General features: G+C 61.8%; 14 protein-coding genes and 1 pseudogene. 9 read left to right on the plus strand and 6 right to left on the minus strand.

Annotated features, from left to right (window positions below):
* Nucleotide 1: 1 nt before the first annotated feature.
* Together AA0Z93_RS06360 and aguA are read right to left on the minus strand one after the other, a co-directional pair.
* On the minus strand, nucleotides 2-1,291 hold the full coding sequence (locus tag AA0Z93_RS06360; protein WP_413045900.1) for an OprD family porin: 1,290 nt from the start codon (nucleotides 1,289-1,291) through the stop codon (nucleotides 2-4).
* Nucleotides 1,292-1,779: 488 nt separating this feature from the next.
* Complete coding sequence (gene aguA, locus AA0Z93_RS06365; RefSeq protein WP_413045899.1) at nucleotides 1,780-2,886, minus strand: agmatine deiminase; 1,107 nt, start codon at nucleotides 2,884-2,886, stop codon at nucleotides 1,780-1,782.
* Nucleotides 2,887-3,195: 309 nt separating this feature from the next.
* On the opposite strand from aguA, the gene AA0Z93_RS06370 reads away from it, so the two are divergent.
* From AA0Z93_RS06370 to AA0Z93_RS06380, 3 genes are read left to right on the plus strand one after another with little or no spacing between them, the layout of a single operon-like run.
* On the plus strand, nucleotides 3,196-5,010 hold the full coding sequence (locus AA0Z93_RS06370) for a sensor histidine kinase (protein ID WP_413045898.1): 1,815 nt from the start codon (nucleotides 3,196-3,198) through the stop codon (nucleotides 5,008-5,010).
* A complete protein-coding gene (locus AA0Z93_RS06375; RefSeq protein ID WP_413045897.1) occupies nucleotides 5,007-6,407 on the plus strand; it encodes a sigma-54-dependent transcriptional regulator in 1,401 nt (466 codons plus the stop codon). The genes AA0Z93_RS06370 and AA0Z93_RS06375 overlap by 4 nt, the downstream gene beginning before the upstream one ends.
* Entirely contained in the window at nucleotides 6,404-6,859 is a 456-nt protein-coding gene (locus AA0Z93_RS06380; protein ID WP_413045896.1) for a YiiD C-terminal domain-containing protein, read from the plus strand. Before AA0Z93_RS06375 ends, AA0Z93_RS06380 begins: the two co-directional genes overlap by 4 nt.
* A gap of 173 nt (nucleotides 6,860-7,032) precedes the next feature.
* Here AA0Z93_RS06380 and cysQ read toward each other — a convergent pair whose 3' ends face one another.
* On the minus strand, nucleotides 7,033-7,860 hold the full coding sequence (gene cysQ, locus AA0Z93_RS06385; protein ID WP_413045895.1) for a 3'(2'),5'-bisphosphate nucleotidase CysQ: 828 nt from the start codon (nucleotides 7,858-7,860) through the stop codon (nucleotides 7,033-7,035).
* Nucleotides 7,857-8,423, minus strand: coding sequence for an ADP compounds hydrolase NudE (gene nudE, locus AA0Z93_RS06390; protein ID WP_413045894.1), 567 nt, complete (start codon nucleotides 8,421-8,423; stop codon nucleotides 7,857-7,859). Before nudE ends, cysQ begins: the two co-directional genes overlap by 4 nt.
* A gap of 63 nt (nucleotides 8,424-8,486) precedes the next feature.
* Between nudE and yrfG the strand changes: the two genes are divergently transcribed.
* The gene (gene yrfG, locus AA0Z93_RS06395; protein ID WP_413045893.1) at nucleotides 8,487-9,149 is read left to right on the plus strand and encodes a GMP/IMP nucleotidase; all 663 of its coding nucleotides are present in this window, start codon (nucleotides 8,487-8,489) and stop codon (nucleotides 9,147-9,149) included.
* Nucleotides 9,150-9,361: 212 nt separating this feature from the next.
* Here the strand turns inward: yrfG and AA0Z93_RS06400 are convergent, their stop codons facing one another.
* Complete coding sequence (locus AA0Z93_RS06400; protein WP_413045892.1) at nucleotides 9,362-11,773, minus strand: heavy metal translocating P-type ATPase; 2,412 nt, start codon at nucleotides 11,771-11,773, stop codon at nucleotides 9,362-9,364.
* A gap of 79 nt (nucleotides 11,774-11,852) precedes the next feature.
* Between AA0Z93_RS06400 and cadR the strand changes: the two genes are divergently transcribed.
* The 5 genes from cadR to AA0Z93_RS06425 all read left to right on the plus strand — a co-directional run bounded on the left by cadR (nucleotide 11,853) and on the right by AA0Z93_RS06425 (nucleotide 18,381).
* Nucleotides 11,853-12,296, plus strand: a complete 444-nt coding sequence (cadR, locus tag AA0Z93_RS06405) for a Cd(II)/Pb(II)-responsive transcriptional regulator (RefSeq protein WP_413045891.1) — start codon at nucleotides 11,853-11,855, stop codon at nucleotides 12,294-12,296.
* A 1,117-nt stretch (nucleotides 12,297-13,413) separates the two neighbouring features.
* Nucleotides 13,414-14,409: a TIR domain-containing protein gene (locus AA0Z93_RS06410; protein ID WP_413045890.1), complete on the plus strand. Its 996-nt coding sequence runs from the start codon at nucleotides 13,414-13,416 to the stop codon at nucleotides 14,407-14,409.
* Between the two features lie 275 nt (nucleotides 14,410-14,684).
* Nucleotides 14,685-15,830 (plus strand): ABC-three component system protein, encoded by a 1,146-nt coding sequence (locus tag AA0Z93_RS06415; protein ID WP_413045889.1) that lies wholly within the window; start codon nucleotides 14,685-14,687, stop codon nucleotides 15,828-15,830.
* 59 nt (nucleotides 15,831-15,889) lie between these two features.
* A complete protein-coding gene (locus tag AA0Z93_RS06420; RefSeq protein ID WP_413045888.1) occupies nucleotides 15,890-16,402 on the plus strand; it encodes a three component ABC system middle component in 513 nt (170 codons plus the stop codon).
* Nucleotides 16,402-18,381: a DUF3732 domain-containing protein gene (locus tag AA0Z93_RS06425; protein ID WP_413045887.1), complete on the plus strand. Its 1,980-nt coding sequence runs from the start codon at nucleotides 16,402-16,404 to the stop codon at nucleotides 18,379-18,381. Before AA0Z93_RS06420 ends, AA0Z93_RS06425 begins: the two co-directional genes overlap by 1 nt.
* A gap of 107 nt (nucleotides 18,382-18,488) precedes the next feature.
* Here AA0Z93_RS06425 and AA0Z93_RS06430 read toward each other — a convergent pair.
* Nucleotides 18,489-19,398 (minus strand): annotated as a pseudogene (locus AA0Z93_RS06430) (IS481 family transposase).
* Nucleotides 19,399-19,416: the final 18 nt, after the last annotated feature.

Below are 19,416 nucleotides of genomic sequence, written 5' to 3' on the forward strand. Positions count from 1 at the left end.
ATCAGAAAATGCTGATCGGATACTCGACGAACACGCGCACTTCGTTGCCGTCGTCGTTGTAGCCGTTCTGGCGCACGCTCTCGGACGTACGCAGGATCGAGCTGCGCAGTTTCACCGAGAGGTCCTTGGCCGGGCCTTCCTGGACCACGTAGCGCACCTGGTTGAAGAATTCGCGTTCCTTGCCTTCGCCGAAGCCGTGGGTGTTGATGTTGTCGCCACGCACGTAGGCCACTTTGTAGGTCAGGCCGGGGACGCCCAGCTCGGCGAAGTTCAGGTCGTAGGACACCTGCCAGGAGCGCTCGTCTTCGGCGTTGAAGTCCGACCAGTAGGAGTTGGCCAGGTAGATGCTCGACCCGCCGTCGCCGACGCCGCCGCGGTTCTGGTACCAGCCGTAGTTGTAGCCGGTGCTGCCAGTGCTGCGCTGGTGCGCCAGGGTCAGGGCGTGCGGGCCGAAGGCCCAGGTGGCGGCCAGGCTCCAGATGGTGTTGCGATCGCCCGTCAGGCCGGCGGCGTTGACGTAGCGGTTGTTGATGTCGCTCTTGTAGCCGTTGAAGTCCAGGGTCAGGGACTGGTCGTCGGCCAGGGGGTGCACGTAGTTCAGGCCCAGGTAGTGCTTGCGCAGCACGTCTTCGACTTGCGAGGTGTACAGCGAGCCGGTCAGGCGATCGTTGAAGTGGTAGGTGCCGCCGAGCACGTCGATCGACTTCAGGCCACCGCTGTCACGGCCTTCCATGCTCTTGCGCGCTTCCTGGGTGAAGTGGCCGGCGTTGACTTCCAGGCCTTCGATTTCCTTGGAGGTGATCAGCGTGCCGGTGAAGCTTTCCGGCAGCAGGCGGGCGTCGTCGTGTTGCAGTACCGGCAGCGACGGCATCTGGTCGCCGTACTTGAGCACGGTGTTGGAAACACGGAATTTCACGGCGGCACCACCGCGCGCCAGGTTGTGCGGCGAACGACCCGAGCCGTCTTCGCTGGGCTTGAAGAAATCGATGCCGGCGCCGCCGTTGCGGCCACGGCCGCCGTCCAGGCGCAGTGCGTACAGGCCGAAGGCGTCGACACCGACGCCGACGGTGCCTTGGGTGAACCCGGAGGAGAAGGTGCCGATGAACGCCTGGCCCCACTCGGCCTGATCGGAGCTGCCGTGCTTCTTGTCACGGTTGATGTAGGCGTTGCGCAGCAGCACCTTGGCGTGGCTGTCCTCGACGAAGCCGGCGCTGTTGGCCTGGTCGTTGGCCTGGGCCTGGGTGGCGCCGAGCAGGGCCAGGGCGAGAAGGCTGATCCGGGTATTGAACATGGTGTTTTTATCCTTAATCACGAACAAGACAGGCTGTGCCCGACAGGCCGGCATCGAGACCTGCGCGAAAGCATGGCAGCGCAACGAACGACAGGCTGGACCGACTCGGCCATCCAAGAGGGGTGGCATCCTAGGCCAGGGTTATCGGGAATGTCAAAAAATCGTGAAAAGCATAACTTTATAACCAGATAGCGTTAGGCGGGCAGTGGATTTGAATGGGAAAAGGACTTGGAATGGGTAATTTTCTCCAGTGGAGAATTCCGAAAGCAGGGTAGGAAGCTTCGGAACGATAAGTAGGGCTTAGGCAGTGGCGTACGAATTGACCCGCTGATGGCCCGCACAGCGGCGCTTCTCGGGCAGCGATCGTAGTGCAGGTGCGACTGCCTTGCCTGCGGCGGGCGGTTGCGCGGCGGATGCGTGGAAAGCACAACGCCGGCTACCCATCGCTACAGGCAGCCGGCGTTGCAGATTGCGAAACGGCTAGCGACTCAGCGCTTCACCGGTGCCGGCTGCTGCTGCGTCAGGCAGTGGATGTTGCCGCCGCCCAGCAGCAATTCACGCCCCGGGATCATCACCACCTCGTGGTCCGGGAACAGCGCGGTGAGGATTTCCAGCGCCTTGTCGTCCGCCGGATCGTCGAAGCGCGGGGCGATGATGCCGCCGTTGACGATCAGGAAGTTCACGTAGGAGCCGGCCAGGCGCACCGACGGATCGCGCTCTTGGCTGCCGACCACTTGATCGACGCCTGCGCACTCTTCTTCGGTGGCGAACAGCGGCCCCGGAATCGGCATTTTGTGCACCAGCAAAGGCCGGCCCTTGGCGTCGCGGCTGTTCTCCAGCACCTGCAGGGCGGCCTGGCAGCGTGGGTAGTTGGGGTTCTCGGGATCGTCGGTCCAGGCCAGCAGCACCTCGCCGGGGCGCACATAGCAGCAGAAGTTGTCCACGTGGCCGTCGGTTTCGTCGTTGTACAGGCCGTCGGGCAGCCAGATCACCCGCTCCACCGCCAACTGTTCGGCGAGCACCGCTTCGATCTGCTCGCGGGTCAGGTGCGGATTGCGGTTGCGGTTGAGCAGGCACTCTTCGGTGGTGATCAGCGTGCCCTCGCCATCGACGTGGATCGAGCCGCCTTCGAGCACGAAGCCTTCGGTGTGGTAGCGCTGGCAGCGCTCCATCTCCAGCACCTTGGTGGCCAGTTCCGAATCGCGGTTCCACGGTGCGTACAGGCCGCCGTCGAAGCCGCCCCAGGCGTTGAAGTCCCAGTCCACACCGCGCACTTCGCCGTGGTCGTCGATGACGAAGGTCGGGCCGGTGTCGCGCACCCAGGCGTCGTCGCTGCTCATTTCCACCACACGGATGTTGGGCAGGTCGAGCTGACGCTGGGCATTGCGGTATTGCGCGGCCGACACGGCCACGGTCACCGGCTCGAAGCGGGCGATGGCCTTGGCCAGGGTGACGTGGGCGGTCTGCGCCGGCTTGCCGCCCAGGCGCCAGTTGTCGGGGCGCTCCGGCCAGACCATCCAGACCTGGGTTTGCGGCGCCCATTCGGCAGGCATGTGGAAACCATCGGCGCGCGGCGTTGTGATGCGGGTTTTCATGGGTGACCTCTGCAATGCCGGCGCCTTGGCCCCGGAAGGATGAGTGAAGTGAGCCACTTTATAGTCGATAAATATCTGCTTTTGAAGCCTGCATATCGATTACTGGAGAGTCGATCCAAAATCCTGTTCGATTTTTATCGATCGGTGCTGATGTTGGACCTATTGGGCTAGAGCGGCTTTCTCCAGCATTCGATCCATTCGGTCGACGAAAACCGTTTCCCTGGCCCGTGTACCCACAGCAGCGGCGAGATTCGAGGTGCGCAACGAAGTGGCGCATAATGGCCGCCTCTTTGACTGGCAAACCTGGCGATGATTTCCACCTCTACCTCTCCCCGTCGCCCACGCTGGCGCAGCCTGGCCCTGCTGGCCCTGTGCCTGGCGCCGCTGCTGTGGCCGCTGCACCACTTGGCCGAGCGTTATTACCAGGACCAGCTCGCCTCGCAGAACCGCCAGACCCTCGACCTCTACGTCGCCAACCTGCTCGGCACCCTGCACCGCTACGAAACCCTGCCGCAGATCCTCAGCGAACTGCCGGCGCTGCGCGGCGTGCTGGACGACCCCTTCCGCCTGGAATCGGTGACCAACGCCAACCGCCTGCTCAAGGAGATCGCGCAGCAGACCGGCGCCGAAGTGATGTACCTGATGGATGTCAGCGGCAACACCCTGGCCGCCTCCAACTGGGACAAGCGCGACACGTTCGTGGGCCGCAACTTCGCCTTCCGCCCGTACTTCATCGAGGCCATGCAGGGCAATCTGGGGCGCTTCTTCGGCCAGGGCACCACCTCGGCCAAGCGCGGCTATTTCTTCGCCGCCGCCGTGCGCGAACGCGGCCGGGCGGTCGGCGTGCTGGTGGTCAAGGTCGACCTGGACCACACCGAAACCCTATGGGGCCGCACGCCTGAACAACTGCTGCTGACCGACCAGAACGGCGTGGTGGTGCTGACCTCGCGCCCGGACTGGCGCTTCCGCGCCACGCGCCCCCTGAGCGAAGCCGAGCGCCAGGCCATCGTCGCCATCCAGCCCTACCCGACCCAGGCGCCGCAGCCGCTGGTGCTGGGCCCCGGTACCTGGATCAGCCAGACCCGCGACATCCGCGAGACGGGCTGGCAGGTCAGCATCCTGGCGCCGCAGCAATTGGTCGACCGTTCGGTGCAGACGGTGATGGCCATCGGTGGCGCGGCCTTGCTGGTGCTGATGCTGCTGGCCGGATTGGTGATGCAGCGGCGGCGCCACTACATCGATCGCATCGGCTTCGAGGCCCATGCCCGGCAGGAGCTGGAAAAGCGCGTGATCGAACGCACCGCCGCCCTCGAAGGGCTCAACACCCGGCTCAAGAGCGCAGTGCTGGAGCGCGAGAACGCCCAGCAGGAGCTGGTCCAGGCCCAGGACGAGTTGGTCCAGGCCGGCAAGCTGTCGGTGCTCGGCACCATGTCGGCGAGCATCAGCCACGAGCTCAACCAGCCGCTGGCGGCGATCCGCAGCTATGCCGAAAACGCCGAGGTGCTGCTCGACCACCAACGCACCGAGGATGCGCGCGGCAACCTCAAGCTGATCGGCGAGCTGACCGGGCGCATGGCCTCGATCATCGCCCACCTGCGCGCCTTCGCCCGGCGCGACCGCCATGCCCCGGAAAGCGTGGCCCTGCAACCGGCCCTGGACGATGCCCTGGCGTTGCTGGCCAAGCGCCGGCGGGCGATGGCGGTGGAACTGGTGCGCGACCTGCCCGACGCCACGCTGTGGGTGCAGGCCGGGGAAACGCGTCTGCGCCAGGTGCTGGGCAACCTGCTGGCCAATGCGCTGGACGCGCTCACCGAAAAGGCCAACCCACGCACGCTGTGGTTGAGTGCCGAAACACGGGAAGAGCACGTCCATCTACTGATCCGCGACAATGGTCCGGGCTTCAGCAGCCAGGCCCTGGCCCACGCGCGCGAACCTTTCTTCACCACCAAGACCCGTACCCAGGGCCTGGGCCTGGGCCTGGCGATCTGCGACAGCCTGATGCGCACCCTGGGCGGCGAGCTGCTGCTGGCCAACCATCCCGAGGGCGGTGCGTTGTTGACCCTGCGCCTGCGTGTCGCCCCAGCGGGCGTGAACCTGCAATCTTCGGAGGACCCTTCGGCATGACCGACCCGATCGACAGCCAGACCCAGGTGATCCTGGTCGACGATGACCCGCACCTGCGCCAGGCCCTGAGCCAGACCCTGGACTTGGCCGGGCTCAAGGTCACCGCGCTGAGCGACGCCCAGGGCCTGGCCGAGCGCATTGCCGCCGACTGGCCGGGAGTGGTGGTCAGCGACATCCGCATGCCGGGCATCGATGGCCTGCAGCTGCTGGAGCAATTGCACGGTCGCGACCCGGAGCTGCCGGTGCTGCTGATCACCGGCCACGGCGACGTGCCGCTGGCAGTGCAAGCCATGCGCGCCGGGGCCTACGACTTTCTGGAAAAGCCCTTCGCCAGCGACGCTTTGCTCGACAGCGTGCGCCGCGCCCTGGCCCTGCGCCGGCTGGTGCTCGACAACCGCAGCCTGCGCCTGGCCCTGAGCGACCGCCAGCAGTTGTCGACGCGCCTGCTCGGGCAGTCGCCGACCATGCTGCGCCTGCACGAGCAGATCGGCGCCCTGGCCGGCACCCGCGCCGACGTGCTGATCCTCGGCGAGACCGGCGCGGGCAAGGAGGTGGTGGCACGCGCGCTGCACGACCTGTCGGGCCGCCGCGATGGGCCGTTCGTGGCGATCAACGCCGGTGCCCTGGCCGAGTCGGTGGTCGAGAGCGAGCTGTTCGGCCATGAGCCGGGCGCCTTCACCGGCGCGCAGAAGCGGCGCATCGGCAAGTTCGAGTTCGCCAATGGTGGCACGCTGTTCCTCGATGAGATCGAGAGCATGAGCCTGGACGTGCAGGTCAAGCTGCTTCGCCTGTTGCAGGAACGGGTGGTCGAGCGTCTGGGCGGCAACCAGCTGATCCCGCTGGACATCCGCATCGTCGCCGCGACCAAGGAAGGCCTGCGCCAGGCCGCCGACCAAGGACGTTTCCGCGCCGACCTCTACTACCGGCTGAACGTGGCGTCGCTGCGTATCGCGCCCTTGCGCGAGCGCGGCGACGACATCCTGCTGCTGTTCCAGCACTTCGCCGATGCCGCCAGCCAGCGCCATGGCCTGCCCGTCCACGGCCTGCAACCGGCACAGCGGGCGATGCTGCTGCGCCACGACTGGCCGGGCAACGTGCGCGAGCTGCAGAACGCCGCCGAGCGTTTCGCCCTGGGTCTGGAACTGGCCTTGGACAACCCGCCCGCCGCGCCCGCCAGCGCCGTTCCGGTGCTGCGCAGCGGCCCGCTCAGCGAGCAGGTCGAGCAGTTCGAGCGCTCGCTGATCGCCGCCGAACTGGGCCAGCCGCACAGCTCCATGCGCAGCCTGGCCGAAGCCTTGGGCATGCCGCGCAAGACCTTGCACGACAAGCTGCGCAAACACGGCCTGAGCTTCGAAGGCAGCAGCGGCCACGACGACCACGAGGAGCCGCGCCCATGAGCCAGCCCGCGTACGACTTGCAGCAGGTGCTGCACCACGACATTCCGCTGACCCGCGAGATGGGCCTGGAGGTGCTCGACTGGCAGGCCGGCGTCCTGCGCTTGCAGCTACCGCTGGCGGCCAACGTCAACCACAAGCACACCATGTTCGGCGGCAGCCTGTATTGCGCGGCGGTGCTGGTGGGCTGGGGATGGCTGCACGTGAGGCTGCGCGAGGCAGGCATCGACGACGGGCACATCGTCATCCAGCAAGGGCAGATCGACTACCCCTTGCCGGTGACCACGACAGCGGTGGCCCACTGCGACGCTCCGGACGAGGCTTCGTGGCAGCGCTTCGTGGCGATGTACCAGCGCCGTGGCCGGGCGCGGCTGACGCTGCACACCACCGTCGCCAATGCCGGCAGCGAGACTGCGGCGGTGGAATTCACAGGGCAGTACGTGTTGCACCGTTGATGCCGATCCGAGCGCGGATTGGTACGGGTGCGGTGAGGGGTAGCCTTTGGGCCGGCGTTGCCGGCCATCGCGACTGATCGGGGCGCCGCATCAATTCTGGATAGTTCGGGTTGAGTCTAGCGGGCCGGCGTTGCCGGCCATCGCACCTAGCCGGAACGGCAAACCAGCGTCCCTCATACCGTCGACGCCAACCTCACCAGCGCCTCACGCCAACCCGCCGCCGCCGGCAAGGCCAGGAAGAACGGATTGAGCAGCGAGTCGCGTGCGGGGTAGGTCAAGGGCAGGCCGTCCAGGCCCAGCACCACGCCGCCAGCGCCTTCCACCACGCCCTGCGCCGCTGCCGTGTCCCACTGCGAGGTGGGCGCCAGGCGCGGGTAGCAGTCGGCGCTGCCTTCGGCCAAGAGACAGAATTTCAGCGAGCTGCCGATGTTGGCCAAGGTCAGCGCGCCGACGGCGTCGGACAAGCCATCGAGCAGTATCTGCTGCTGTGGGCTGCTGTGCCGGCGGCTGGCGACCACGGTGAAGCGTTCGCCCACGTTCGGCATGCCACGCACGGCGATGGGTTGCGCTTGCTCGCCGGCATCGGCGCGCCAGGCGCCGAAGGCCAGGCCGCCGAAATAGCAGCGGCCGCTGGTAGGCATCGCGACCACGCCGAACACCACCTCGCCGCGCTCGATCAGCGCGATGTTGACGGTGAACTCTTCGCTGCCGGCGATGAATTCCTTGGTGCCGTCCAGCGGATCGACCAGCCACCAGCGCTGCCAGCGCGCGCGTTCTTCCAGGGCGATGCCGCAGTCTTCCTCGGACAGCACCGGAATGTCCGGCACCAGCGCCTTGAGGCCGTCGAGGATGACGTGGTGGGCGGCGAGGTCTGCCGCGGTGACCGGCGAATCGTCGGGCTTGGCGCTGACCGCCACCTCGGTGCGCCAGAACGGCAGGATCGCCTCGCCCGCCACACGGGCGAGCACCACGACTTTATGCATCAATTGGGTATCGTTCATGCGCTGAGCAGCCCTCGCTGGGTGAGCAGATCACGTACCAGGTACAGCGCCGCCAGGGCGCGGCCTTCGGAGAACTGCGGATGGACGGCGAGCGCGGACAGCTCGCGCAGGTTGACGGTGTCGACGCGCATCGGCTCGGGCTCGTCGCCCTCCAGCCGCTCTTCGAAGAGGTCGGTGGCCAGCACCACTTGGATCTTCTGACTCATGTAGCCCGGCGACAGCGACAGCTCGGTGAGGTGTTCCAGCTCGCGGGCGCCGTAGCCGGCCTCTTCCTTGAGCTCGCGGTTGGCGGCGGCCAGCACGTCTTCGCCCGGCTCGATCAGACCCTTGGGCAGCGACAGCTCATAGGCGTCGGTGCCGCCGCAATACTCCTCCACCAATAGCGCACGCTCGGCGTCGAGCATGGCCACGATCATCACCGCGCCACGGCCGGTGCCGCTGCCGACCAAGCGCTCGTACGTGCGCTCGACGCCGTTGCTGAAACGGAGCGCCACGGACTCGACACGGAACAGACGGCTGCTGGCGACGATCTCGCGGCTCAGCACGGTGGGTTTCTGGCGCATGGGAGGCTCCTTGAGATGAACGGGTTACTATACCGTGGCTGGCCTACCCTACGAGAGTTTCCCATGGCACTTCTTCCCTGGTCCGACATCGACACCGTGCTGCTCGACATGGACGGCACCCTGCTCGACCTGCACTACGACAACCATTTCTGGTTGCAGCACCTGCCACAACGCTATGCAGAGTTGCATGGGGTGAGCCGGGCGATGGCCGAACTGGAGCTGCAACCGCTGTTCGAACGCAATGCCGGCACCTTGAACTGGTACTGCCTGGACTTCTGGAGTCGCGAGCTGAAGCTGCCGATCCGCGAGCTGAAGCAGGAGCTGGCCGAACTCATCGCACTGCGCCCCGATGCGCCGGCGTTTCTGACGGCGATCCGCGATGCCGGCAAGCGCGTGGTGCTGATCACCAACGCGCACCGCGATTCGCTGTCGCTGAAGCTGGAGCGGGTCGAGCTGGCGCCGTATTTCGAGCGGCTGATCAGCTCCCACGACTATGGCTACCCCAAGGAAAGCCCGCAGTTCTGGGACGCCTTGCACGCCGATTTGAATTTCGACCCGGCGCGCAGCCTGTTCATCGACGACACCCTGGCGATCCTGCGCAGCGCGCGACGCTTCGGCGTGGCGCATCTGCTGGCGGTGCTCAGGCCCGACAGCAAAGCGGCGGTGCGCGACACTCAGGAGTTCGCGGCGGTGGACGACTACCACACGCTGTTGCAGGGCCTTTGATCGCCTATGGTTCGGCGCCCCGATCAACCGCGCTGGACCGCAGTGCAGCCCCGTTTGGGGCGCAGCTCACTGACCTGTAGGAGCGGCTTCAGCCGCGATGGGCCGCGACGCGGCCCCACTGTCTGCAATCGCATTCCGTCAAGCCCAACGCATCGCCCGACCCGAGCCGTCTCCGGCCAGTGCGGCCACCCCGAAGCGCCACCCGGCACCCCTTACCGGCGCAACAACCGCAAACCGTTGAACACCACCAGCAAACTCACGCCCATGTCGGCGAACACCGCCATCCACAAGGTCGCCATTCCGGCGAAGGTGATCGCCAGGAAAATCGCTTTGATGCCCAGGGCCAGGACGATGTTCTGCACCAGAATCGCACGGGCCTGGCGCGACAGCCGCACGAACGCCGGGATCTTGCGCAGGTCGTCGTCCATCAACGCCACGTCGGCGGTTTCGATGGCGCTGTCGCTGCCCGCCGCGGCCATGGCGAAGCCGATTTCGGCGCGGGCCAGAGCCGGGGCATCGTTGATGCCGTCGCCGACCATGCCGACGCGATGCCCTTGGGCGTACAGCCCTTCGATGGCTTTCAGTTTGTCTTCCGGCAGCAGATTACCCTCGGCGCGGTCGATGCCCACCTGAGCGGCGATGGCCTCGGCCGTGTGCGGGTTGTCGCCGGTCAGCATGAGGGTCTTAATACCTAGCGCGTGCAGCTCGGCGATCGCCTCGCGGCTGCTGGGCTTGAGCGTGTCGGCCACGGCGAACAGCGCCAGCGGGCCGCGCTCGTCGAGCAGCAGCACCACGGTTTTGCCCTGCCGCTCCAGAACGTCGAGGCTCGCCTCAAGCGTAGGCGAGCACAGGCCCAGCTCTTCCACCAGACGATGGTTGCCCAGGTGATAGCGCTGGCCGCCGATCTCGCCGCGCACCCCGCGCCCGCCAAGGGCTTCGAACTGCAGCACTTCCTGCACGGGCAGGCCCTGCTGCTCGCCGGACTGGGCGATGGCACGCGACACCGGGTGATCGGAACGCGCACCGAGGCTGGCCGCGAGTGCCTGGGCCTGGTGTTCGAAGGCTGGATCGAGCACTTGGAAGTCGGTCTGCACCGGTTTGCCGTGGGTCAGCGTGCCAGTCTTGTCCAGCGCCAGGATGTCGAGCTTGCGCCCGCCTTCGAGGTACACCCCGCCCTTGATCAGGATGCCTTTGCGCGCCGCCGCGGCCAGGCCGCTGACGATGGTTACCGGGGTGGAGATCACCAGCGCGCACGGGCAGGCCACCACCAGCAGCACCAGTGCGCGGTAGATCCAGTCGAACCAGGCCGCGCCGCCGAACAGCGGCGGCAGCACGGCGATGGCCAGCGCCAAGGCGAACACCACCGGGGTATACACGCGCGAGAAGCGGTCGACGAAGCGCTGGGTCGGCGCACGGCTGCCCTGGGCCTGCTCGACCGCCTTGATGATGCGCGCCAGGGTCGACTGCCCGGCCAGTGCCGTGACCCGGTACTCCAGCGCGCCGGCCTGGTTGATGGTGCCGGCGAACAGCGTATCGCCCACGCCCTTCTCCACCGGCAGGCTTTCGCCGGTGATAGGCGCCTGATCGACGCTCGATTGGCCGCTGAGTACCTGACCGTCCAGGCCGATGCGCTCGCCGGGCTTGACCCGCACCCGCGCCTCGAGCGCCACCTCGCGCACGTCCACCTCGCGCCATTGGCCGTCGGGCTGCTGCACCGTGGCGCGGTCGGGGCTCAGTTGCAGCAAACCGCCGATGGCGTTGCGCGCGCGGTCCAGCGAGCGCGCTTCGATCAGCTCGGCGACACTGAACAGCACCATGACCATGGCCGCTTCCGGCCATTGCCCGATCAGCACCGCACCGGTGACGGCGATGCTCATCAGCGCGTTGATGTTTAGGTTGCGATTCTTCAGGGCGATCCAGCCCTTCTTGTAGGTGCCCAGACCACAACCGAGGATCGCCGCCAGCGCCAGCAGCGCCACCAGCCATTCGGGAGCGGTGCCGGTGAAGTGCAGCAACTCCGCCGCCAGCGCCGCCACGCCCGATAGCGCCAACGGCCACCAGGGGGTGCGCGGGATGGCGCCCATGGCGGCGCCCTCGTCGCTGTCCGCCAGGGGTTCGGCGTGCATGCCCAGGCTGGCGATGGCGCTCTCGATGGCGGCCGTGTCGGCAAGGGTGTGGCGTACGCCGAGGATGCGGTTGATCAGGTTGAACTCCAGTTGCTCGACGCCGGGCAGCTTGGCGAGCTTGTCCTGGATCAGGGTCTGTTCGGTGGGGCAGTCCATGGCTTGGATGCGGAAGCGGCTGAGCTGGGCATCGTCGCTGGTGCGCTCGGTCAAGCGGACCTGGGCGGGAGCTGACGAGGCGGCGCAGGTATCTACGCCGTGGCCATGAGCGTGCCCGTGGCCATGGCCATCGAATTCGGCAGGTACCTCGCGCGCCGCTGACGACCGGCTGCCGCAGCAAGCTGTCGCCGTCTGTAAGGAATCGGCGCCAGTGTGCTCGTGCGTGGCAGTCGATTGGGTACCGTCACCGCCGCAGCGCTTGGCTGCGGTGTGATCATGGCCAGGCTTGGCGTGGTCGTGGTCGTGGTCGTGGCGATGCTGGGGCTGGTTGGGCAGGCTCATTCAGGGGTCCTCAAGGGCGCTTGTTGCCAAGTGGACACCCTGTAGCCACTATAGGGTCAAGCCTTACAGGAGAATGTCGATGAAGATCGGTGAACTGGCCAAGCTGACCGACTGCGCGGTCGAGACCATCCGCTACTACGAGCGCGAGCGCCTGCTCCCCGAGCCCGCGCGCAGCGAAGGCAACTACCGGCAATACACCCAGGCCCACGCCGAACGCCTGACCTTCATCCGCAACTGCCGCACCCTGGACATGACCCTCGACGAAATCCGCAGCCTGCTGAACCTGCGCGACAGCCCCGAAGGCCAGTGCGGCAGCGTCAATGCGCTGATCGACGAGCACATCGAGCATGTGCAGGCGCGTATCGATGGGCTGCAGGCGCTGCAGCGGCAATTGGTTGAACTGCGCCAGCGCTGCAGTGAGCAAGGCGCGGAATGCGCGATCCTGCAGCGGTTGGAGGTCAACGGGGCGGTGACGGCGCCGGAGGGGGAGCCTTCGCATGTGGGGCGTAGCCATGGGCATTGAAGGTATCTCTCAGGCCTGACGATCATCGCCTCGACGGGTGCGCAAGAATTTCTCCAAAGACCTCATCTCCCTCCTCCTTAGTGATCCCTGCCGGCCCCGGCGCGCCAAGGCTTCAAGCGAATCGAGCATAAACCTGCTCGCCATTGCGCAAGGTGTTGCGCGTTTTCGTTCGGGTTTTTTCTGCAAACGCCCAGGCGTAGACATTCGAGCGCCCGTCCTCCGTGCTCCCGGCCACCCTGGCACGCTCCTTGATAAAGCTCCTTTCGAAAGCTTCTTGAGAACGCTCACTGCCAGTACGCCTGACGGCTCTGAATTAGAGCACCCTGCTGGCGGTGAGCGCGACGCGTGCGCAAGCACCTGTCAGAACCCGCCTGAGCACACTCGTCGAGCACCGGCCCACTGCCCTCTCGCCCCACGCTCAGCGGGCAAGGACTCAGCACCCTCAAGCCGACAAGGACGTGCCATGCCTCACCCTACAACCGGGAATTATTGACCACTACACATATCACCTAGCGTTGCCTAGCCTATGCAGCGCGCCTCCAATCACAGCACCAGAAGCACTTGCCTAGCCCGGTCGACAGTCAAGCCGACTGCAGGGATGTTCACCTTCCCGGCTCACCTCCCCACCTCTAGCTCTTCAAGCCGAAAGTAACGATCCCCTGATTTCAGCGCCGTATAGATCTCGCATTCAGCATACGGCTCACTATATTGGACGTTTCGTCCCTGGATGTTGAAAACCTGCTGGCGAGCTCTCCCGTAGCCTTGTGCGTACTTGAGCTCATCAAGTGAATCAGGCGCTTCGCCATTCTCCTCAGAGCTCCGGATAACCACCTGGCGTACGGTGGCAGGTTCGTCATCTGACACTTCTGCCAGCAGCTCAAACCTTCTCCCGAAGCCCCTAGCCACCCCGGTACGGCCAACAGTGCCAATGTGGTTCAGCTTAATGCGTACGATCGTAACTACTTCGATCCCCGTCTCCTTGATGATTCATCTCTTCAGATATGCGGTGCAGCCAGACGTAGATTGTAGACCTCACATCTGATCGACCTGCGGCTTTGGAAATTGATGGTGCAGGCCTTAAGATCCATAAAGCCCAGATTGCCCAGGAGTACCTGCTGTGCCGAAATTATTCTTCTCGTACTGCCATGTTGATGAGCCACTGCGTGACCAGCTGGAAATACAACTTGCGATGCTCAAACGGCAAGGCGTTATCGAGACGTGGCATGACCGCAGGATTGGCGCCGGGCAGGAAATCGACGCCAGCATCGATGAACACATCAACAGCGACGAGATAATCCTGCTGCTGGTCAGCCCCGATTTCATCGCCTCCAACTACTGCTATGACATCGAAATAAAGCGTTCCATGGAGCGACACGACGCCAAAGAGGCGATTGTCATTCCTGTGATCCTTCGACCCTGTGACTGGCACCATGCGCCTTTCGGGAAAATCTTGGGCACACCGAGAGACGGAAAGCCAGTGACCCTCTGGCCTGACCGAGACGAAGCATTTCTGCAGGTTGCCAAGGAGGTTCGCAAGGCGGCTGAACGCTGGGTTTCTAGTCATCCAGCCAACCCATCGGAACCACGTTCAGCCGTTGCTCCCGCGTCGATGTTTGGCACACCATCGATCACTTCTCAGCTGCCGCGGACTTTGGCTGTACCTAGCCCGCGCTCAAGCAATCTTCGAGTGGCGAAAAGCTTCACTCAGCGCGATAAAGACCGGTTCCAGGTCGAAACCTTCGAGTACATCGCTCGCTACTTTGAAAACTCGCTTAGGGAGCTTCAGGATCGAAACGAGGGATACGAGGGTGTGTTTCGCCAGATCGATGCCAACCGTTTCTCGTCCACCATCTATAGAGATGGTAACGATGTCGCTAGAGCTACGGTGTACACGGGATCGACCGTGGGGGCCGGCGTCTATTACAGCCAGGGTAACGACTACAGCACCAGCTCTTTCAACGAAGCGCTCACAGTCCAGGCGGACGAGCAATCGCTGTACCTCACGACCTATGGGATGTCATTTCAGTCACGCTCAGGCCACAAGCTAACCCAAGAGGGAGCCGCCGAGACCTTTTGGGCTATGCTGATAGCCCCCCTACAAAGCCGAAGGTGATGCCAGGACACAGTGGTCGGGAGTAGGCGCCTACCAATCCTTCAGTCTTCTTTGGGTGTGTCCAGATCACCTTGCCCCAAGCACTTGGCGACTCAAGCCACACCCTAAACTCGCCGGGCCGCAGCCGCTGGTCGCCTTCAGTGACATATTGCACACAAACCTCTGCATGGCCCTCTGATATCATCCATTGGCATGCACAGTTGAGAAACGCCCTCAGGCCCTGAAGAGCGCCTCAATTGACTAACACCTCCAGCAAGGGAAGAGCGTAGGGAAGGATGCAGAAAAGCTCAGCAAATCCAGCATCGGCACCAGGCCAATACTATGGATACTCCATCCAGCCCACGCGCCAATGCCTGCGTCTACTTCTTGCCCCTGCAGGCTCAGTCGTCGCCTTGGAGGTGCTAGATGATGTCGACGTCGCTCAGCCTGACGGCAAGGTAACTGCAGAGCAGGCAAAGAGCGGTATCGCAACAAACCCGATCTCGGACTGGTCGGTCGATCTCTGGAAAACCTTTGCCAACTGGATTGATGCGATTAAAAAAGGCCTCCTTGAACTTTCATGCACCAGCTTCCACCTGTATGTCGTGCAGAAGAAAAAGGGGGCGATCGCTGATAAGCTGAAGTATGCGCACACGCAAGAAATCGCTATGAAGGCTGTCGCCGAAATCAGGGCTGAATACGAGGCGCAAGGGCCTACTGGCTGTAAGAGCTACATAGAGAAGTTTCTCTCTTACGAGCCAGAGAAACTGGGACAGCTGATTTGCCAGTTCGACTATGAGGCCGGTGACAGTGATCCGGTAAAGCCGATCGCAGACTACCTTCGGGCTACAGTGCCTGACGTCTTCCTAGAGAACGCCTGCGTTGCAGCTATAGGCTGGGTGAAGACCCGATCTGACGCATTGATTGGTGCTGGAAAGCACCCTGGCATCCAGAGGGACGAGTTTTCAGACTGGCTATCAACCTTCTGCTCTGCGATCGACTATGACCATTTGTTGACCTATTCAGCGGCTGCACCAAAACAGACAGATGTAGAGTCCAATATATTTGAATTCCCTGTGATGATGCGTCAACTCGATATTATCGAAAGAAGGTATCGGGATAAAGTAAAAGCCCTGACCGACTTCCTGCAGACCAAGGCAACCAAGATCAAATGGGCTGAGAAGGGATTGATCGTAGAAGACCAATTCAAAGAATTTGAATATAGCCTTCTGGATCACTGGGAGCTCAATAGCTTAAAACTAAAGACGCAGAACAATCTTACAGATGTTGATAAGGGCCAGACACTTTTTCTTGAATGCAGTTTGCTCTCACCAAAAATCAACGGAAAAGAGATACCGCCGCACTTTACAAATGGAACTTTCCAGCACTTATCGAACAACAAGATAATTGGCTGGCATCCAAAATACAAAGAGCTTCTCTAGCATTTAGAATGCCAATTTAGCACTAGACAAATAAAGACCAACAGATTAAGAGCCGTCGAATGGAAGCGAGCACAAGGCGATCTACTCAAGATCCTAGTGAGGATATATATCTAGTCCAAAATCCAGCGCTAGGTGCAGCGCTCGTATGGCGGTTTGTTGAGGCTTACGCGCCTAAGGCCGCAGGCAAACTTCCGGTACTACCACTCTTATTCCTAGTCCTCCCAATTGTTTACCGAAAGGAGCTGCGGGATGTAGCGGTAAGTACTCAGATTTCGTCAGGACTAAGACTATTTGCAGGAAAGTTCAAAAAAGAACAGGAAGTACTTTATGGAATCCAAAGTAGGATGCTGCGCCTAAAAAAGCTAAGTCTATCGTCAATTTCCATTGCATTACATTGCGGACTAATCAGTATAAATACTGAATCTGCTGAAATTTCATCGTTGCGACAAAAGGCGCCCAAGCACGATGACGACGATATCAAACACATGATGAGGACTGCCGAGAAACTTGGCCATTGGTGTAAAGAACTGACACTACCGGAAGTGCAAGCGATTTTAAGGATAAAACTCTAATGAAGCTTCAGGTTCTTAGACTCATTCTGTGGCCCCGAAACGGGGGTAAGTATCGTGACGTCGAGTTCACGCCAGGAAAAGTCAACATCATCAGTGGATCTTCGAAGGCTGGTAAATCGGCAGTTATCCCTATCATTGATTATTGCCTTGCATCTGACAGTTGCGCCATACCTGTAGGTACCATCCGTAAAACGTGTGCGTGGTTCGGCATACTTATAGATACTGAAGAGGGCAAGAAGCTGATTGCCAGAGCGGAGCCTGGCGATCAGAAGTCGACCAATGATATGTTCATCGTTGAGGGGCGAGAGATTGAGATTCCGCAGAGGATTGACAGAAAGAACACAACGCGTGACGCAGTAAAAGAAAAGCTAAGTCTCTTATCGGGCTTGCCCAATATTGGCTTCGGTGAAGACACCGGTGAGTTTGGATTCAAAACCAGGCCTAGCTTTAGAGATCTGATGGCGTTCTGTTTTCAGCCTCAGAATATCGTGGCCAACCCGGACGTCCTTTTCTACAAGGCGGATAGCTATGGCAACCGCGAAAAGTTGAAAAGTATCTTCCCCTTTATCCTGGGGGCCATTGACTCCGATTCGCTGTTAATTGTTTGGGAGCTGAAGGAGCTACGTAAGCAACTCAAGATATTGCTGGCTGAGCAGGCTGCGGTGACGGCAGTTTCCAAGCGCTGGCAAGCCGAAGCCAACGTCTTGTTCTATCGCTCCCGAGAATACGGGCTGATCGACACGAGTGCTCAGCCTGGGGGCGAATGGCCAAAGCTGCTGGCTCAGCTAAGCCAGATCGCGGTCAAGAGCTCCAGGGATGCGTCGGTCACACCAGCAGCGGTGGAGTCTAACTCTGCGGTTCTGGAAGCGCTTCGCGCACGGGAGGCTGTCATCGCCGAAAATCTTTTCATAGCCAAGCAGAAGCTAGAGGAGCTCAAAGGCGTCAAACAGGAAGCTGAGCTGTACGCTAGCTCCCTCCGCAGTACCGCTCAGCGACTGTCACTCTCAAGCTGGCTCAACGAGCTGGCACAGGAGAGCCAAACTGCAAACCCACTGGCCTTCCCAACACTAAGTGCATCGATACAGCTCAATGAGCTATGCATAGCGCTGGCCAAGATTGAGCAGGTGGCGGCAGAAACGCCAGTGGTATCAGCGTCCATCCAGAGTGAGGTCATTCGTCTCCGGGAGCTCATTCGCAAGGATAGTGAGACGCTCACTGCCATTCAGACTGAGATCAAGGGCATTGAGGCAAGGGACGCGTTGGCTGCCCAGCAGGCGTTAAAAATGACAGACATCGACCGCTTCCTAGGTGGCCTCCAGCAGTCACTCAACACTTATGCTGAGGCACAAAAGGACTCAGATCTTGCAGAGCGTATTAAAGCGCTGCAGGAACGGATCGGCCAACTAGAACCAAAAATTTCGGACGAGGCAGTCAAGCAAAAGACGGCTCAGATCCTGAGCTCTATCACCAAAGTCTGTACCCGCATTACTCCTCATCTAGACGCGGAGTGGGCAGATGCAGAGATCGCTCTGTCGATCCAAGACCTCGCCATCAAGGTTCGCCACGAGGGAAGAGATGATTTCCTATGGGAGATCGGAAGCGGTGCAAATTGGCTGGCGTATCACATCGCTATGCTTCTGGCGCTGCAGCTTTTCTTTCTCAAGTCTAAAAATCACGCGGTACCTCACCTACTGATTTTCGACCAGCCCAGCCAGGTCTACTTTCCAATCAAGCGTGCTACAAAACGAAGCGATGAAGACGCAGTAGAGGATGAACCAGGCTTGGATGACGAAGATCGCAATGCTGTTCGCAAGGTCTTTAACGTTCTTGCAAGGGCAGTCAATGGGTCAAAGGGCCGCCTGCAGATCATCGTTCTTGACCATGCAGGTGACGAGGTCTGGGATGGCATTGAAGGCGTAGTGCTCTCGGAGGAATGGCGCAATGGTCTGAAACTCGTTCCCCCAAGGTTCGAGGCGTGATCGTGACAGGCATGCGTCACTGAAGCACGTCACCACTGGGCACCTTGTTAGAACGGTGCCTAGGTGTATGGTCCCGGAACGAGATGGTGCGGCTTGATAGTGAATCGCTATCGGCTTTTCGTCCAGGCTTCACAGATCACCTCGAATGGAGTGCGCCATCGCAAGGCCTTGAGGTGTCTGGCGAAGTTGTACGCCGTTACGAAAGCCATTACGTGCGCCTTCAGTGCGGCGAAGTCGGGGTAGTGGAATGCCTTGATAGCGGCGTCTTTAATCGTACGGTCATACGCTCGACTTGGCCGTTGGTCCATGGGTGGTAAGCCTTGGTAAGTCGATTTTTTATGCCGTGCTCGTAGCAAACGCGATCAAAAATGTGCCCCCCGAACCTGTTGGTAGCCCCGTTGCGATACCGGGCCTGGTCGGTGAACGCTGCACCGTTGTCAGTCCGGACGGTGATCTTGTAGGGGAAAGCCTGCACGACCTGACGCAGAAACTCAGCGCCATTGCGCTTGGTAGCGGCGTCGAAGAACGCGGCGTAGATAAACTTCGTAACGCGATCAACCGCTACGAACGGTGCTGCTTGCCCGTTTCAAGGCGTAGCTCACAGCTATCGATGTGCAGATAGCCCATCTCTGTTTTGTCGAATTTACCGCGCTTGGCTGCGGTTGCGCTTTTGGGTGCTTGGCTGATCCCATGACGCATCAGGCAGCGGTGCAAGGCACTGCGGGTCAGTTGCGGAAAGTCATCGAGTAGGTGTCCCAGCATGTTGTCCAGAGGCATCATCGTGCGCCGCCGAAACTCCACTACCATAGCCTCTTCGGAGGCTGTTAGTTTGGCACTGCGCGGGTTGGCAGGCCCCATGCGAGCGTCCTGCGTCGTGGTTCTTGCCCGCCACTTGGCGACAGTCTTCACGTTCAACCGGTAGCGGGCGGCAAGCTTTCGATTCGACTCTTTCGATGCTTGGAGCTCGGCTCGAATTCGCGGCGTTGTACGGGCTGAACCATGGATACGTCCTTCCAAAATGCATTCTCCTCCTGA

Source organism: Pseudomonas phoenicis (assembly GCF_047302395.1).
GTDB lineage: Bacteria > Pseudomonadota > Gammaproteobacteria > Pseudomonadales > Pseudomonadaceae > Aquipseudomonas.